The organism is Telluria sp. ZB4P36, from assembly GCF_059685865.1.
On sequence record NZ_JCASIE010000003.1, the window covers coordinates 149385 to 165990 of the forward strand.

The following is a 16606-nucleotide window of genomic DNA, read 5'->3' on the forward strand; positions in this document are numbered from 1 at the left end:
GGCCCCTTGCGGGGCCGGTTTCATACACTGAAGCTCGCTGGATTAGAACGAGTAGCGTGCGCCGACGTAGAGGCGGCGTGGCTCGACGAAGGTGTTCGATTCGCCGAACTTGTACACGCCGTTGCCGGCGGTCAGAGCCATTGCCGACATGCCCGACTGCTTGTCCAGGACGTTGAACATGTCGAGGAAGAACTCGACCTTCTGGCTGCCTGCCAGCTTGTAGGTGTACTTCAGGCGGAGGTCGAAGGTGTAGTACGACGGACCCACCTCGGCACCGATGGATCCCGGCTTGATCCAGGTGTCCAGGGTGTTGCCGACCACGTAGGCGGCGTCCATCTCAGGCAGGTAACGACCGGAGATCAGCTGCGCGCGGGTGTAGCGCATGCCGCTGTTCCAGTTGAACACGCCGCTCAGCTCCAGACCGTTGTTGAAGTAGTAGGTGCCATAGCCCTTGAACTGGTGCTTGATGTCGCCAGGCTGCGGACCGTACGCGTTCGGTGCGCGCGGATCCAGCGCGATCCAGTCGCCCTGGAAGTCGGCATTACTATCCGAGTTGGTATTGCCCTTGGCCTGGTTCCAGGTGTACGACACCGAACCCATCCAATTGTCGCGCTTGGCCTTGGTCAGGCTGACTTCCACGCCCTGGTAGTCGCGCTTGCCGCCGGCCAGCGTGCCCAGCACGTAGTTGGCGTTCGGCGCACCATTGAAGCCGAAGTACGAGTACGGCAGGTAGAAGGCCGAGTTCGGCGCCGCATAGCCTTCCATGTCCGGCGTATTGGTCGGATCCGAATACAGGTGCAGGTCGTAGTCTTCCAGGATGTCGCGGGTACGGCGCTTGGTGTAGGCGATCGACGCAGTGTAGTCGCGGCCCAGGTTGGTCGCATAGCCGAGCATGAACTCGTCGGTGAACGGCGTCTTGGTCGACGGCGAGAAGATCGCATCCGGGGTCTTTTCGCCACCGCGGGTACGGAAGGTCAGCCAGCGCTCGCCCAGGCGGACTTGCTCTTCCTGCACCGGACCGGTCAGGTTACCGGCGAAGTCGGACATGTTGGTGCGGATCGGGTCGTAGTAACGGCCCAGGAAGCCCCAGATCTTGCTGCGGCCGTCGCCGACCGGGTCGTACACCACGTTCAGGCGCGGCGCCAGCTTCCAGTCGAACTTGGCCGAGTCGTTGCCCTTCGAATCCTTGTGCACCCACTCTTCGGCACGCACGCCGGCGCCGATGGTCAGCTGGCCCTTGGTCCAGGTGTCCTGAAGGAAGAAGGCCTTGCCGGTCGCTTCCACGGTGTACGGTGCGGTCTGGGTCTCGACGATGCGGTACTGGTTGACCTGGCCGCCCGGGTTGCCGGCGGTGCTGTTGAAGCGCACGGCGCGCACTTCGGCATCGGAGATCACGCCGTCGCGGTTGGTGTCCAGCAGGCCGGTGTAGTAGGCCTTGTCGGCAGCGGAGGCACCGTTGATGGCGGTGATCACACGCGGCACGTCGGCGGCGGCCATGGCGCGCGAGCCGGTCCAGCCGGAGCCGATGAAGTCCGCGAAGCTGACGCCGGAATTGGCGGCGGCGATCGAGGTGTAGATTGCCCGCTCGGTACCGGTGTAGCGTGCATCTTCGAAGTACTCGTTCTTCGAGACCAGGAAGCCGGACTTGATGGTGTGGGTACCGGAATTCGCGGTTTCCCAGAAGTACTCGGCATTGATGCCAACTTCGTCACGGTTGCGTTCCGTGATGGTGTCGGTGCCGAAGCCACCCAGGTTACGCTGTTCCAGCGTTGCGCCCGGGTTGTTGCGGAAGGCGACGTTGTTACGGGCCGTCTGGTTGGCTGCGAAATCCGACACTTCGCCGATGTGGCGGAAAGCGTACGCGGTCACGCGCAGGTTTTCCATGTCGCGCGAGTACTGGATATTGTAGTTGTCGCCGCCCGCCTTGCGGGTCTGGTCACGGTTGTTCAGCGTGGTCGCGAGCGTGGTGCCGGTGGTTTTGGTCGGGTCGTTGAAGAACGAGGCCACCAGGCGGTCGTTCTCGGTTGCCTGCCAGGTCAGCTTCATGAAGCCCAGGCGGTCGTCACGTTCGACGGAACGCATGAAGGCGCCGGTGCCGGCGTTGACGACGTCGGTCTCACGGAATTTCTTCTGGTAGGAACCGAAGAACCACAGCTTGTCCTTGATGACGGGGCCACCCAGGGTGACGGCCGCATCGTAGGTCGAGAAGCCGGAAGCGGTATTGTGCTTGTTGTCGGCAACCAGATTGTCGTTCTGGAAGTAGTAGTTGACCGAGCCGTGGAATTCGTTGCTGCCCGACTTGGTGATGACCTTCGAGACCAGGCCCGAACCGCCCGCGTATTCCGCCGGGATGCCGCCGGTCAGGATCTGCTGTTCCTGGATGATCTCGGAGTTGATGTTCGAACCGAAGGTACCGGTGTTCGAATCGGTGACATCGACGCCGTCCAGGATGTAGACATTGTCCGACGAGGTGCCGGTCGTGCCGCCGATGTCCGAGTAGTTCACGCCCGACTTCGACGACGGGTTGCCGCCGGCCGAAGGCTTGACGCCCGGGACCAGCTGCAGGTAGCTCTGGTAGTTACGGCCGGTCGGGAGCGATTCCACGACGCCCAGGTTCAGCACGGTGCCGACGGTTGCCGAGGTGGTGTCGACGCGCACCAGGCGCGAACCGGTCACGACCACTTGCTGCGCGCCGCTGTCGCCGCCCAGCGAGTAGCTGACGGTCGGATTGGTGTTCGAGACCACGGCCACGTCGCTGGCGACGAAGTTCGAGTAGCCCGGAGCGACGACTTCGATCTTGTAGTCGGTTGCAGGGTCCAGACCGGCGACACGGACGGTGCCGTCTGCTTCGGTCACAGCGGTCTTGGTGATCAGGCTGCTCGGCGAGCTGATGCGCACCGTCGCGCCGGCAACCGGCTTGCCCTGGGCGGTAATGGCGATACGCAGGCCGCCGGTCTCGGCAGCCAATGCTGCGCCCATGAAGCACATGCCGACCGCCACCGAAATTGCCGACCGACGCAGCAGGGCCGTCCTCGACGTTTGTTTTACCGTATGCAACATAAATCTCCCATTCAATTCTAGCGAAGCAAATTTATTAAAATCAGAGCAATGCAACCGAAGAGCCCCGACGTGCTGGTCATTCTTGCTTTGATGTCCGGCACTGACTGCCCCCGGGGATCCGACTTTCTCTCTCCCGGCTGGCAAAATGAGGAATGTTCATTCCTCGTTTCACTGGTTGTGCCAGCTCAACCCACACATAGAATCATAGGCAAAGTTGCGTCGTCAATAATAACTGTTGGAAATGTGCACACTTACAACACTTTCCAAAATACTATTAGGCGTATGGCATAAAAACACCTTTTTTCTGCAGCGCAGCATACTTTCTGCGCCCAAAGTGCCCGGATCTGAACAAATACGTGGAAATCCGCATCTTTACGGACTTTTCTGTGAAGCAGTGATTTCTGGCCGAATTTTATGGATATGCGGCGCAGCAAATATGCTGTGCAGCAATATTTCTATTACTCAAAGCGCGACGCCTGCCTTTTCAGAAACTGAATATTCTTATACCTGCCCAATTTAAGAACATTTCTTTTTCTGTGCCACGCCCCGTCAAGGTGCAGGAAAGAATGAAAACCATGACGCACCGATATGGTGCGCAGACCCGTCTACCCTGATCTTGACATCACGCCCATGCCAACGCTTCCCCCATCCATCGGCTTGATGTTCGGATCGATCGTAGACGAAGTAGTCGGTGTAGTCGGTTTCGACGCCCGACAGACCGACGTTGGTGTTCGACATCACCGGAATGTAGTAGCGGCCCAGGTTGGCGAAGACCTTGGTGCTCTGGTTGTTATTACAAATCGCTGTTTTGCAGCAAACCTGCTTGCTCCATTCAGGCATGCCGCATGTTCTTATGCCTTAGGCAACGAACTTTCACGATAGAAACATGCATATATTTACATGTTAAATATTCCAATGCATCAATACAGAATTTAACAACGCATTGATTTCATTGAGTTTTCTTTCTTGGCCATCGTGCGCCGCAGCGAAATTTCCGAACTAAATGTAAGCACATTGGTACAAATATGCTTATTCTGACAGTACTGATCGGAAATATTGCAGCGCACCATAAGGTTTTGCTGGATGCATCATTTCTGCCCTGTGGCATGGGCTCTTGGGTAAAATAGCGGCTTGGCCCCGGCCCCTCATTCTCTGTTGCATCACCAGCAACCTGCCCGTCACGACACCATGCTCCGAATCAGCGAACTCAAACTTCCCCTCGACCACCCGGAACCCGCACTGCGCGACGCCATCCTGGCCCGCCTCGGCATCGACAGCGGCGACCTGCTCGATTTCACCGTCTTCAAGCGCAGCTACGACGCGCGCAAGAAGTCCGCCATCGTGCTGATCTATTCGATCGACGCCGACGTGCGTGACGAAGCGGCCGTGCTGGCGCGCCTGGCAAAAGACCCCGCCGTCTTTCCCTCGCCCGACACCGGCTACAAGTTCGTCGCCGCCAAACCGGCGCCGGGAACCCCGCGCCCGGTGGTGGTCGGCATGGGTCCCTGCGGCATGTTCGTGGCCCTGATCCTGGCCCAGATGGGCCTGAACCCGCTGGTGCTCGAGCGCGGCAAGATCGTGCGCGAACGGACCGTCGACACCTTCGGCTTCTGGCGCAAGCGCAAGCTGAATACCGAGTCGAACGTGCAGTTCGGCGAAGGCGGCGCCGGCACCTTCTCGGACGGCAAGCTGTACAGCCAGATCAAGGATCCGAAGCACTACGGCCGCAAGGTCCTGACCGAATTCGTCAAGGCCGGCGCGCCGGAAGAAATCCTGTACGTCAGCAAGCCGCACATCGGCACCTTCAGGCTGGTGAAGATGGTCGAGCAGATCCGCGCCGAGATCATTGCCCTGGGCGGCGAGATCCGGTTTGAAACCCGGCTCGACGACATCTACGTGAGCGAAGAGAACGGCGTGCGCGAGGTCCAGGGCATCCGCCTGTCCAGCGGCGAGGAGATCGCCACCCGCCACCTGGTGATGGCGATCGGCCACAGCGCCCGCGACACCTTCGAGCTGCTGTACGAGCGCGGCGTCTACGTCGAGGCCAAGCCTTTCTCGATCGGCTTCCGGGTCGAGCACCCGCAGTCGCTGATCGACGTCTGCCGCTTCGGCCCGAACGCCGGCAACAAGCTGCTCGGCGCGGCCGACTACAAGATCGTCCACCACGCCTCCAACGGCCGCTCGGTGTACAGCTTCTGCATGTGCCCGGGCGGCACGGTGGTGGCGGCGTCGAGCGAGGAAGGCCGGGTCGTCACCAACGGCATGAGCCAGTATTCGCGCAACGAGCGCAACGCCAACAGCGCCATCGTGGTCGGCATCACGCCCGAGGATTATCCGGGCCACCCGCTGGCCGGCATCGCCTTCCAGCGCGAGCTGGAATCGCGCGCCTTCGTCCTCGGCGGCAGCAATTACGACGCGCCGGGCCAGCTGATGGGCGACTTCGTGAAAGGCAGGCCGTCGAAGGAATTCGGTTCGGTGATCCCCTCGTTCAAGCCGGCGGTGCACCTGACCGACCTCGCCCCTGCGCTGCCCGAGTACGCGATCACCGCCATGCGCGAAGCTTTCGTGGCCTTCGACAAGCAGATCAAGGGTTACTACAAGGATGACGCGGTGCTGACCGGGGTCGAGACCCGCACTTCGTCGCCGATCCGCATCAAGCGCAACGATGGCGACCTGCAGAGCCTGAACACGCGCGGCCTGTTCCCGGCCGGCGAAGGCGCGGGCTACGCCGGCGGCATCATGTCGGCGGCGGTGGACGGCATCCGCGTGGCGGAAGCCGTGGCGCTGGCGATGGCTGCCGCGTGAGCCAACGCGGGGCTCTCGGGCCCGGCCTGGCGATCCTGGCCTCGATGGTGTCGGTGAACGCCGGCGCCGCCTGGGCCAAGCACCTGTTTCCCCTGGTCGGCAGCCAGGGCGTGACCGCGGTACGGGTCGGCCTGGCCGCCGTCATCATGCTCGCCGTCGTGCGTCCCTGGCGCCACCTGCCGGCGCGGCGCGACGCCGTCAACCTGCTCGTATACGGCCTGATGCTGGGCTGCATGAACCTCCTGATCTACGGCGCCTTCGCGCGCATCCCGATCGGCATCGCGGTGGCCATCGAAGTGGTCGGCCCGCTCGCGGTGGTGGTGCTGTCCTCGCGCCGCGCGCGCGACTTTGCCTGGGTGCTGCTGGCCGCCTTCGGCCTGTGGCTGCTGGCGCCGGTGCATGATGGCGTCGCGCCGCTCGATCCGGGCGGCGTGGCCTACGCGCTCGGCGCGGCCTTCTGCTGGGCGATGTACATCGTGTTCGGCAAGCGTGTCTCGACCCTGAACGGCGGCCAGGCGGTGGCCTGGGGCATGCTGGCGGCGGCGTTGTTCACGGTGCCGGTCGGCGTGGTTCACGCGGGCGCGGACCTGCTGCTGCCGACGGTGCTGGCCGGCGGCCTGGCGGTCGCGGTGCTGTCGAGCGCCCTGCCCTATACGCTGGAAATGGCGGCGCTGGCGCGCCTGCCGCAGCGCGTGTTCGGCATCCTGGTCAGCGCAGGGCCGGCCTTCGCGGCGCTGGCCGGCTGGGTGGTGCTGGGCGAGCGCCTGACGGGGATGCAGTGGCTGGCGATTCTGCTGGTGGTCCTGGCCTGCGGCGGCGCTGCGGCCACGGCCGACAAACCCAAGAGCGTTTAAATCCAGCCTGCTTTTTTGAAGCGCCAGTACATGTAGCCGCACACGCTGGCCATGGTGCACAAGGCCGCCGGATAGCCGTACTTCCACTTCAGCTCGGGCATGAACTCGAAGTTCATGCCCCAGACGCCCGCAAAGGCCGTGAACACGGCAAAGATCGCCGCGTACGAGGCCAGCTTCTTGCTGATGTCGTTCTCTTCGATCGCCACCATCGACAGCGACACCTGGATGGCGGTGTTGATGGTGTCGCGCACGGCATCGAGACGCCCGCTGATGCGCAGCAGGTGGTCGTGGACGTCGCGGAAGTAATCCTGGGTTTCGGACACTACCGGCGGCACCCGTCCGCCATACAGGCGGCCGACCGCGTCCAGCAGCGGGATCACGGCATGGCGCATGGTCTGGGACTTGCGCTTGAGCGCATACAGGCGCTCGATGTTGGCGCGCTGCTCGCCCACCTTGCCGAAGATGTGGTCCTCGATCGATTCGAGCTCGGCCTCGAGCCTGTCGACTACCGGGAAGTAGCGGTCCACCACCGCGTCCGCCAGCGCATACAGCACGAATCCCGAGCCCTTCTTCAGCTGGTGCGGCTCGCGTTCGGCGCGGGCGCGCACGCCCAGGAAGCCCTGGTTGGCGTCGCGCCGCACCGACAGCACGTAGTTGGGTCCGGCGAACACGGCCAGTTCGCCGGAAACCAGCTCGTCGCCGGCGTATTCGAGGATCTGGAGCGTGACGAACACGCAGTCGCCGTACTCCTCCATCTTGGGACGCTGGTGGCCGCGCACGGCGTCTTCCACCGCCAGTTCGTGCAGGGCGAATTCTTCCTGCATGGTGGCGATCTCGGCCTGGTCCGGGTCGCGCAGGGCGACCCAGACGAAGGTATCGGGCAGTTTCAGGTATTCACTGATGTCCTCGACGGGAATGTCGGACAGCTTCTTGCCTTCCTGGTAGGCGACGCAGTTAATCAGCATGGATGGTGTAAGCGAAGAATCGGCACATGATGCGCCAGCTTACACCATCGGAATCACTCGTCACGTGCGCCATCTATCCCAAGCTCGACGATCTTGCGCGTGATGGTGTTGCGGCCGATCCCGAGCCGCATCGCGGCATCGTTCTTGCGCCCGTGGGTGTGCTTCAGGGCGGTCTTGATCAGGGCCGACTCGAACTGGCGGCCGAGCGTGTCCATCACGTCGGTCTGGCCGGCGCTGAGCATGCCCGCGGCCTGCAGTTCGAGCAGCGCGATCCAGCCTTCGGGCGTGGCCGGTGGCGCCACGGGCGACACGCCGGGGGCCGCCGGCTGCGCTGCCTGCGGTATGCCGGCCAGGCCCGGGTCCTGCAGCGTCGACGGCGCCGGCTCGCCCTGCGTCAGGTCGCGCGGCAGGTCCTTGACCTCGACCGTCTGGCCGGGCGCCATCACGGTGATCCAGTTGCACAGGTTTTCCAGCTGGCGCACGTTGCCGGGCAGCTCGAGGCTGGACAGGAAACGCATCGCCGGCTCGCTCAGGCGCTTCGGTTCGACGCCCAATTGGCGTGCGCTCTGCACCAGGAAGTGGCGCGCCAGGATCGGAATGTCCTCGCTGCGTTCACGCAGGGAAGGCAGGCGCAGGCGGATCACGTTGAGGCGGTGATACAAGTCTTCGCGGAACAGGCCATCGCGCACGCGCTGTTCCAGGTTCTGGTGGGTGGCGGCGATCACGCGCACATTGGCCTTCACCGGCTGGTGCCCGCCGACGCGGTAGAAGTGGCCGTCCGACAGCACCCGCAGAAGCCGGGTCTGCAGGTCGAAGGGCATGTCGCCGATCTCGTCGAGGAACAGGGTGCCGTTCTCGGCCTGCTCGAAGCGGCCGCGCCGCATGGCCTGGGCGCCGGTGAAGGCGCCGCGTTCGTGGCCGAACAGTTCCGATTCCAGCAGGTCCTTCGGGATCGCCGCCGTGTTCAGCGCGATAAATGGTTGCTGGGCGCGCGGGCTGTGCTTGTGCAGGGCGCGCGCCACCAGCTCCTTGCCGCTGCCCGATTCGCCCGTGATCAGGACCGTCACGTTCGACTGCGACAGGCGGCCGATGGCGCGGAACACTTCCTGCATCGCCGGCGCATGGCCGAGGATCTCGGGCGTCTCGGCGGGCGCCGCCTCGACGCTGGCTTCGCGCAGGCTTTCTTCGAGGGCGCGCCGGATCAGCGCCACGGCCTTGTCGATGTCGAAGGGCTTGGCCAGATAATCGAAGGCGCCGCCCTGGAACGAGGCGACCGCCGAATCGAGGTCGGAGAATGCGGTGATGATGATGACCGGCAGGCCGGGATGGCGCGCCTTGACCGCGCCCAGCAGCTCGATGCCGGATTCGCCCGGCATGCGGATGTCCGACACCAGCACCTGCGGTGTGTCCGTCTCGAAGGCGGCCAGCGCATCCTGCGCGTTGGCGAAGCTGCGGGTCTCCAGGCTTTCGCGCGCCAGCGCCTTTTCCAGTACCCAGCGGATCGATGCGTCGTCGTCGACAATCCAGATTGGTTTCATGTGTTCGTGCTTCCCGTCGTTCGCGCTCTACGATTCAATGGGGACCCACGGCGAAACCTGCACTCCCCGGCTTATGGCAAAGGCAGCAGGATCCGGAAATCCGTCAGTCCAGGCCGGCTTTCGCACTCGATCACACCCAGGTGCTGCTGCACGAAGGTCTGCGCCAGCGTCAGTCCGAGGCCGCTGCCGCCTTCGCGCCCGGAGACGAGCGGATAGAAGATGCGGTCGCGGATCTCGGGTGCGATGCCCGGTCCATTGTCGATGATATGCAAATCTAATGCCAGCCCATAACGGACCTTGGCCAGGGTGACCTGGCGCGCCACCCGGGTGCGCAGCACGATCTCGGCATCGCCCGCCGCGATCCGCTGTTTCAGGGCCTGGGCGGCATTGTGGGCGATGTTCAGGACCACCTGGATCAGCTGCTCCATGTCGCCCCTGAACTCGGGAATCGAGGCGTCGTAGTCGCGCCGGATGCCGAGGCCGGACGGGAACTCGGCCAGGATCAGGCTGCGCACGCGTTCGCACACTTCGTGGATGTTGACGTCACCGACGATATGCGGCTTGCGGTGCGGCGCCAGCAGGCGGTCGACCAGGGTCTGGAGACGGTCGGCCTCCTTGATGATCACCTGGGTGTATTCCGACAGGTCGGTCAGGTGATGGGGAGGGAGTTCGAGCTCGAGGAGCTGGGCGGCGCCGCGGATGCCGCCCAGCGGGTTCTTGATCTCGTGCGCCAGGTTGCGGATCAGTTCCTTGTTGGCCTGGCTCTGGTCGAGGATGCGTTCCTCGCGGTCGAGCTTGAGCTGCTGGACGTTCTCGCGCAGCTCGATCAGGAGCTCGCTTTCGCCGAGTGCGCTGACGATGCTGTTGACGTGCAGCGGCTCGCGCCCGCTGCGTTGCAGGACCAGGTCCTGGCGCAGGTCGGCGTACTGGTGGGCCAGCGCCTGGGCGCACAGCGCCGCCAGCTCGGCGCCGTTGGCGAACAGTTCGGGCAACGGCGCGCGCTGCAGCGACTTGAGCGAGAGCTCGAGCAGGTTCTCGGCGGCCGGGTTGGCGTAGCGCACCTCGCCCGCGGGCCCGAGCAGCAGCACGCTCGAGGCCAGCAGGTCGAGGCCTGCGAAATGCGAGGGACCGGCCGGCTCGCTCATCGGATGTTGCCGATCTCGCGCTGCAGCGCCTCGATGTTGCGCTCGGTGCGGCCGATCTCGTCGCGCATCGAGGCCACGCGCTCCTGGTACTTGGCGTAATTGCGCTCGTTGCCCTGGCGCTCGGGCTCGCCCTTGTTGAAGTCGCGGCGCAGCTCAAGCAGCTTCTTCTGCTCGGTGCGCAGTTCGTCGTTGAGGATCTCGCGGCGGTCGTCGTCACGCGCGCGCTGCTGGGCAGTGTCGACGCGCGGGAAGCTGGCCGGGGTGACGGCAGCCGCAGGCCCCTGACTCATCGGACGGACGGCCGGAATCGGCGCCGAGGCGCGCGGCGGCGGAGGCGGCGCATAGCCCGGCAGGTCGAGGGCCTTGCAGCCACGGCGCGCGGTGTCGGTGAATTCGACCCGGCCCTGCTCGTCCACGCATTTGTAGACGGCGGCCTGGGCGTGGGCCCCGGTGTGGAGCGCCAGGCCGGCGGCCAGCACGATTGCGAAGCGTCGGAAGAAGCTGATTGTCGTTCCCATCAGAATCGATTTGCACAATTAAAGTGCAGCTATTGTAGAACGGCCCGAGTGTACAGCAAGCATGAAAAAAGGCGGGGAAAGCCCTCGCTTTCCCCGCCTTTGTTACGAAGCCTTACGCCCTGTGATGCATGAGCGCAACGGATTCGTTGACCTCTTGATTACGACGAGTAGTACATGTCGAATTCGGCCGGGTGCGGGGTCATGCGCATGCGCTGCACTTCCGTCATCTTCAGGTCGATGTAGGCGTCGATCATGCTGTCGCTGAACACGCCGCCGCGGGTCAGGAACTCGCGGTCATTGTTCAGGGCTTCCAGCGCTTCTTCCAGCGAGGAGCACACGGTCGGGATCAGCTTGTCTTCTTCCGGCGGCAGGTGGTACAGGTCCTTGGTCGCGGCTTCGCCCGGGTGGATCTTGTTCTGGATGCCGTCCAGGCCTGCCATCATCAGTGCGGCGAAGCACAGGTAGACGTTGGCCAGCGGGTCCGGGAAGCGGGTCTCGATGCGGCGGCCTTTCGGGTTCGCCACGTGCGGGATGCGGATCGAGGCCGAGCGGTTCTTGGCCGAGTAGGCCAGCTTGACCGGGGCTTCATAGCCAGGCACCAGGCGCTTGTACGAGTTGGTGCCCGGGTTGGTGATCGCGTTCAGCGCGCGGGCATGCTTGATGATGCCGCCGATGTAGAACAGCGCGGTTTCCGACAGGCCGGCATAGCCGTCGCCTGCGAACAGGTTCTTGCCGTCCTTCCAGATCGACTGGTGCACGTGCATGCCCGAGCCGTTGTCGCCGTTGATCGGCTTCGGCATGAAGGTCGCGGTCTTGCCGTAGCTGTGGGCCACGTTCCAGATCACGTACTTCAGGTTCTGGGTCCAGTCGGCGCGCTCGACCAGGGTCGAGAACTTGGTGCCGAGTTCGTTCTGGCCGGCGCCAGCCACTTCGTGGTGGTGCACTTCGACCGGGATGCCCATCGATTCGAGGATCAGCGACATTTCCGAGCGCATGTCCTGGAAGCTGTCGACCGGCGGGACCGGGAAGTAGCCGCCCTTGACGGTCGGACGGTGGCCGCTGTTGCCGCCTTCGATTTCCTTGTCGGTCGACCAGGAAGCTTCATCCGAGTCGATCTTGACGAAGCAGCCCGACATGTCGATCCTCCAGCGGACCGAATCAAAGATGAAGAATTCCGGCTCCGGGCCGAAGTAGGCGGTGTCGCCGATGCCGGTCGACTTCAGGTAGGCTTCGGCGCGCTTGGCGATCGAGCGCGGGTCACGGTCATAGCCCTTGCCGTCCGACGGTTCGATCACGTCGCACTGCATGAACAGCGTGGTCTCTTCCATGAACGGGTCGATGTTGGCGGTGTTCGGGTCCGGCAGCAGCAGCATGTCCGATGCTTCGATACCCTTCCAGCCGGCGATCGACGAACCGTCGAAGGCGTGGCCCGATTCGAACTTGTCTTCGTCGAAGTGCGACACGGGGACGGTCACGTGCTGCTCTTTGCCGCGGGTGTCCGCGAAACGCAGGTCAACGAATTTCACTTCGTTGTCTTTGATGAGTTGAATTACGTCTGCAACCGTCTTTGCCATTCGTATCTCCTGATTGAAAAGGGGGTGCCGCGATGGAACACTCGCAACGCGGCAACTTGCTTTATGTCAAAGCATGAACCGTGCCAAGCCCGCGTTATGAACAAATGCACAATGCTTCGTTGGAATTCGTTGGTATCCGTCCTAGAATCTGTCCATCAGCCTCCCGCACACCGGTGCAGGGGCGCACTACATTGGTGCAAGCTTGGGCGCGTGCACCATCGCAGCGCAGGATACACCGAACCAAGTTGGTGCATTGACTTTTTTGTTCAGAACGGATCAACCATGACTAGCCTTGAGACCATCCTTGCCCAAGCCCGCCAGCGCGCCGCCGGCCAGCCCTATGCCGGCGCGGTCACGCCCGACGAAGCCTTCGCGCTGCTGCGCAGCGATCCCCGTGTGAAGCTGGTCGACGTGCGCACCAACGCCGAGCGCGACTGGGTCGGCCGGGTGGCGATTCCCGACGCCCAGCACGTCGCGGTGGAGTGGGCCACCTACCCGGGTGGTGCGCCGAATCCCGCATTCGGTGCGCAGCTTCAGCAAGTGGCGCGCAAGGACGAGGTGCTGCTGTTCCTGTGCCGCTCCGGCGTGCGCTCGCGCCACAGCGCGCGCGTGGCGACCGAGCGGGGCTTTGCCGAGTCCTACGACATCCTGGAAGGTTTCGAGGGCGACCGCGATGCGGAGGGGCATCGCAAGACGGTCGGGGGCTGGTGCAAGGCGGGACTGCCCTGGATCGGGGCGTGAACTTGCATGGCCGGCGATGCCGGCCATGCCAATCACATCAGTGGGCCGGCATCACCATCAGCTGCAGGCCCGATGCCGCACCAGGCACGCGGTACACGCGCTGGGTCGCCTTTTTAAAATCTTCCGGCCTGGCCTTCGGAATATGCGTGAAGGTCTGCGGGTTCAGGTCGATCAGCGGGAACCAGGAGCTCTGCACCTGCACCATGATGCGGTGGCCGCGGCGGAAGGTGTGGTTGACGTCGCCGATGTCGAAGCTGAGCGCTTCCTGCTTGCCCGGCGTGAAAGCTTCCGGCTTTTCGTAGCTGTTGCGGAACTTGCCGCGCAGCGGATTGCCGCGCACCAGCTGCTGGTAGCCGCCCAGCTTCAGCGCCGGCGGGCCGGTATCGTTGCCCTTGCGCTCGGCGGGCGGCGTCGGGTACTCGGCCGGATAGACGTCGATCAGCTTGACCACCCAGTCGGCGTCGGTGCCGGTGGTCGACACGAACAGCCTCGACTCTACCTTCCCGGCGATCGTCACGTCTTCTTCCAGCACCTCGCTCTGGTAGACCAGCACGTCGGGGCGGGTCGCGGCGAAGCGCTGGTCCGACACCATGTACTCGCGCGGCACCCCGGTGGCCGGATAGCCGATGAAGGGCACCGGCTTGCGCGGGTCGGCCACGTACTCGTCGTAGCCGGCGCCGCTGTTGCCGCCACTGGCCGGCTGTTGCCAGGCCAGCGTGCCGTTCGGGCCGAAGTACAGCGTGCGCGCCTTTGCCGGGGCCGGCGGCCAGGCCGCATAGCTGCGCCAGACATTGGTGCCGGTCTCGAAGGCCGTCACCGCTGGCAGTGCGCGCGCCGGCTTCACGCCCTTCAGGTGCTGCTCGAAGAAGGGGAACTGGATCTCGCGGCGGAAGTACTCGCTGGTTTTCGCATCGAAGCTCACGTGGCCCAGGCGTGCGCCGTCGCCGCGCGCCCAGCCGCCGTGTACCCAGGGTCCCATCACCAGCGCGTTCGGCGTGGCCGGGTTGTACTTGCCGACCGCCTTATGAATCGCGAAGGGCCCGGCCGGGTCTTCGGCATCGAACCAGCCGCCCACCGTCAGCACCGCCGCCTTGACGTTCTTCATGTGCGGCGTGATGGCGCGCGAGCGCCAGAACTCGTCGTAGGTATCGTGCTCGATGGTCGGCACCAGCAGTTCGCGCTGCTCGTCGCTCATGCTCGCAAGGATGTTCGGCAGCGTCAGGCGCTTCAGGAAGAAATCGTAGGCGTCGGCTTCGCCGTATTCGAAACGGGAACGCTCCTTGTTGCCGGCGGTCGGGTTCTTCTGCGGCAGGAAGGCCGAGTAGAAGTCGAAGTTCGCCGACAGCATGAAGGCGCCGCCGTGGTAGGAGTCGTCACCCATGTAGAGGTCGGCGATCGGGGCCTGCGGCGAAGCGGCCTTGATTGCCGGGTGCGAATCGATGATGCTCGCGGCCGTGTAGAAGCCCGGATAGCTGATGCCCCAGATGCCGACCCGGCCGTTGTTGTTCGGGACGTGCTTGAGCAGCCATTCGACGGTGTCGTGCATGTCTTCGCTTTCCTGGCCCTCCCCCTTCGCGCGCTTGGTTTTCTGGTGCGGCGTCATCTCCTGCCACACGCCTTCGGACATGTAGCGGCCGCGCACGTCCTGGGTCACGAAGATGTAGCCGGCGTCCTCCAGCTCGCGCGAAGGGCCGAGCGATTCGGGCATCCAGTCCACGCCGTAGCGCTGCTCGCCCTGCGCATACACGCCGGCGCTGTAGGGGGTGCGCTGTACCAGGAAGGGATAAGGCTTCGCGCTGTCCTTCGGCACGTACACCGTGGTGAACAGCTTCACGCCGTCGCGCATCGGGATGCGGTATTCGTACTTGGTGTAGGACTCGCGCGGGCTGCGCTTCTGGACAGGAGCATCGGCTTGGGCTGCTGCGGTCTGCACGCCTGCGCTGCAAGCCAGCATCACGCCCAATGCAAGGGCGGAAAACGGACGACGGATCATGGCTTCTTTCGGAAATGCGGAACAAAGACCGCCAGTGTAATCCGAATTCGCCCCGGTCTTGCTATTTCGCCAAGGGCACGGCGACGCCATGCAGGTCGATGGTCCCGCGTACCCGTTCGCGCACGAAGTTGATGTGGCTGCGCAGGCGGTACAACTCTTCCGCATACGCCAGCGGGATCGAGATGTGGTTGACGCGCTCCTCGATGTCGTCGAGGCGCTTCAGCAAACCGTCGCGCGCCGCTTCTCGCCCTTCCGGTTCGATGGCTTCAAGCGCCTGCTCCACTTTGCGCAGTTCTCCGTACCAGCGGTAGACGCGCGAGCGCACCCGCCACACGTAGATCGGCGGGACGATCTTCGACAGCGGGATCAGGAGCGCCGCCAGCGCCACCGCCACCACCCACAGCCGCTCGAACAAATTGGCCAGCCAGAAGCGCATGTAGCGCTGCATGAAGGGCGGACCGTCGCGGTAGTAGCGCGCCGCTTCACGCGCCACCGGGATCTCGGTGTATTTCGGCGACGGGAACTGGCCCTGCTGCTGGAACCAGCCCGCCTTGCCATGGATCTCCCCCGCCGATTTCACCAGCAGGCCCACCAGGGCCGGATGCAGGTCCTCGCGCGCCACCAGGGTCGCGGTCGGCGCGATCAGGTGGTAGTCCTGGGCCGGGATGTCGCGCCCGAGGTCGACGATCCCGCGCGGCAGCACCACGTGGGTCAGGAAAGGCAGGCGGCGCGTGTAGGCGTCGGCCTGGCTGAAGTTGAACAGCTTGATGCCGGGGGTCTGCAGCAGCATCTGGATCAGCGGTGCTTCGGGCGCGGAGCTGAACACCAGGCCGTCGATGCGGCCGGCCAGCAATTCCATCGTGGCCGGCGTGTTCTCGAGCGCGCCGATCTTCAGCTCATCCGGTTCGATGCCGTTCGCGTCCAGCACCTGGCGGAACAGGCGCGGCACGCCGGTGCCTTCCGGGCCGAGGTTGATGCGCTTGGCCTTGAGGTCGGTAAGGTGGGTCACCCCGGCCTTCTCGCGCAGGAACAGCCAGACCGGCTCGGTGAACAGGCTGCCCAGCGACACCAGGCCAGCCTGCTCGGCCTGCCCTTCCGCGGTCGAGCCGCTCTGCACGAAGGCGATGTCGACCTTGCCGTCGATGAGGCGCTGCAGGTTGTCATGGGAGCCGAGCGAAGGCTGCAGCGTGAGCTTGATCTCGTCGCGCGCCAGCCGTGCGGCGTACTGGCGGCCGAATTCCTCGTAGGCGCTGTTGAACTGGCCGGTGGCCATGCTGAGCTGGCGCGGCGGCGCCGGGTCGACCCAGAGATAGGCCAGTACCGCCACTGCGATGGCCGCCAGCAGCGTCGGCCCGCTTGCTACCAGCAGGTCGCGCAGGGACACGAAGCTGAACTGGCGCACCCGCGTCATTG

At 64.3% G+C, this 16606-nt stretch carries 12 protein-coding genes; 3 read left to right on the forward strand and 9 right to left on the reverse strand.

Annotated elements, in window-relative coordinates:
• Positions 1 to 42: 42 nt before the first annotated feature.
• Positions 43 to 2979 (reverse strand): outer membrane beta-barrel protein, encoded by a 2937-nt coding sequence (locus AC56LK_RS05920; protein WP_497183645.1) that lies wholly within the window; start codon positions 2977 to 2979, stop codon positions 43 to 45.
• A gap of 630 nt (positions 2980 to 3609) precedes the next feature.
• On the reverse strand, positions 3610 to 3900 hold the full coding sequence (locus AC56LK_RS05925; RefSeq protein WP_497183646.1) for a hypothetical protein: 291 nt from the start codon (positions 3898 to 3900) through the stop codon (positions 3610 to 3612).
• A gap of 348 nt (positions 3901 to 4248) precedes the next feature.
• On the opposite strand from AC56LK_RS05925, the gene AC56LK_RS05930 reads away from it, so the two are divergent.
• Together AC56LK_RS05930 and AC56LK_RS05935 are read left to right on the forward strand one after the other, a co-directional pair.
• Positions 4249 to 5865 carry an NAD(P)/FAD-dependent oxidoreductase gene (locus AC56LK_RS05930; RefSeq protein WP_497183647.1) on the forward strand — a complete coding sequence of 539 codons (1617 nt, stop codon included), beginning with the start codon at positions 4249 to 4251 and terminating at the stop codon, positions 5863 to 5865.
• Positions 5862 to 6719: an EamA family transporter gene (locus tag AC56LK_RS05935; RefSeq protein WP_497183648.1), complete on the forward strand. Its 858-nt coding sequence runs from the start codon at positions 5862 to 5864 to the stop codon at positions 6717 to 6719. Before AC56LK_RS05930 ends, AC56LK_RS05935 begins: the two co-directional genes overlap by 4 nt.
• Here AC56LK_RS05935 and corA read toward each other — a convergent pair.
• The 5 genes from corA to glnA all read right to left on the reverse strand — a co-directional run bounded on the left by corA (position 6716) and on the right by glnA (position 12459).
• Positions 6716 to 7684 carry a magnesium/cobalt transporter CorA gene (gene corA, locus AC56LK_RS05940; RefSeq protein WP_497183649.1) on the reverse strand — a complete coding sequence of 323 codons (969 nt, stop codon included), beginning with the start codon at positions 7682 to 7684 and terminating at the stop codon, positions 6716 to 6718. The two genes, AC56LK_RS05935 and corA, sit on opposite strands and share 4 nt — an antisense overlap.
• 53 nt (positions 7685 to 7737) lie before the next feature.
• Positions 7738 to 9222, reverse strand: coding sequence for a nitrogen regulation protein NR(I) (ntrC, locus tag AC56LK_RS05945; protein WP_497183650.1), 1485 nt, complete (start codon positions 9220 to 9222; stop codon positions 7738 to 7740).
• 71 nt (positions 9223 to 9293) lie between these two features.
• Positions 9294 to 10367 (reverse strand): nitrogen regulation protein NR(II), encoded by a 1074-nt coding sequence (gene glnL, locus AC56LK_RS05950; RefSeq protein WP_497183651.1) that lies wholly within the window; start codon positions 10365 to 10367, stop codon positions 9294 to 9296.
• Complete coding sequence (locus AC56LK_RS05955; protein ID WP_497183652.1) at positions 10364 to 10885, reverse strand: DUF4124 domain-containing protein; 522 nt, start codon at positions 10883 to 10885, stop codon at positions 10364 to 10366. Before AC56LK_RS05955 ends, glnL begins: the two co-directional genes overlap by 4 nt.
• Positions 10886 to 11043: 158 nt before the next feature.
• Positions 11044 to 12459, reverse strand: coding sequence for a type I glutamate--ammonia ligase (gene glnA / locus AC56LK_RS05960; protein WP_497183653.1), 1416 nt, complete (start codon positions 12457 to 12459; stop codon positions 11044 to 11046).
• 282 nt (positions 12460 to 12741) lie between these two features.
• On the opposite strand from glnA, the gene AC56LK_RS05965 reads away from it, so the two are divergent.
• On the forward strand, positions 12742 to 13200 hold the full coding sequence (locus tag AC56LK_RS05965; protein WP_497183654.1) for a rhodanese-like domain-containing protein: 459 nt from the start codon (positions 12742 to 12744) through the stop codon (positions 13198 to 13200).
• Positions 13201 to 13237: 37 nt separating this feature from the next.
• Here AC56LK_RS05965 and AC56LK_RS05970 read toward each other — a convergent pair whose 3' ends face one another.
• Both AC56LK_RS05970 and AC56LK_RS05975 read right to left on the reverse strand, forming a co-directional pair.
• Entirely contained in the window at positions 13238 to 15193 is a 1956-nt protein-coding gene (locus tag AC56LK_RS05970) for a CocE/NonD family hydrolase (RefSeq protein ID WP_497183655.1), read from the reverse strand.
• 61 nt (positions 15194 to 15254) lie between these two features.
• Positions 15255 to 16604, reverse strand: coding sequence for a TAXI family TRAP transporter solute-binding subunit (locus tag AC56LK_RS05975; RefSeq protein WP_497183946.1), 1350 nt, complete (start codon positions 16602 to 16604; stop codon positions 15255 to 15257).
• Positions 16605 to 16606 lie beyond the last annotated feature (2 nt).

Bases quoted from the DNA above. Each gene is read 5' to 3' on its own strand.
- ntrC (WP_497183650.1), bottom strand. From the start codon at position 9,222: ATGAAACCAATCTGGATTGTCGACGACGACGCATCGATCCGCTGGGTA.
- AC56LK_RS05955 (WP_497183652.1), bottom strand. From the start codon at position 10,885: ATGGGAACGACAATCAGCTTCTTCCGACGCTTCGCAATCGTGCTGGCC.
- AC56LK_RS05920 (WP_497183645.1), bottom strand. From the start codon at position 2,979: ATGGGCGCAGCATTGGCTGCCGAGACCGGCGGCCTGCGTATCGCCATT.
- glnL (WP_497183651.1), bottom strand. From the start codon at position 10,367: ATGAGCGAGCCGGCCGGTCCCTCGCATTTCGCAGGCCTCGACCTGCTG.
- AC56LK_RS05970 (WP_497183655.1), bottom strand. From the start codon at position 15,193: ATGATCCGTCGTCCGTTTTCCGCCCTTGCATTGGGCGTGATGCTGGCT.
- AC56LK_RS05965 (WP_497183654.1), top strand. From the start codon at position 12,742: ATGACTAGCCTTGAGACCATCCTTGCCCAAGCCCGCCAGCGCGCCGCC.
- corA (WP_497183649.1), bottom strand. From the start codon at position 7,684: ATGCTGATTAACTGCGTCGCCTACCAGGAAGGCAAGAAGCTGTCCGAC.
- glnA (WP_497183653.1), bottom strand. From the start codon at position 12,459: ATGGCAAAGACGGTTGCAGACGTAATTCAACTCATCAAAGACAACGAA.
- AC56LK_RS05975 (WP_497183946.1), bottom strand. From the start codon at position 16,604: ATGACGCGGGTGCGCCAGTTCAGCTTCGTGTCCCTGCGCGACCTGCTG.
- AC56LK_RS05930 (WP_497183647.1), top strand. From the start codon at position 4,249: ATGCTCCGAATCAGCGAACTCAAACTTCCCCTCGACCACCCGGAACCC.
- AC56LK_RS05925 (WP_497183646.1), bottom strand. From the start codon at position 3,900: ATGCCTGAATGGAGCAAGCAGGTTTGCTGCAAAACAGCGATTTGTAAT.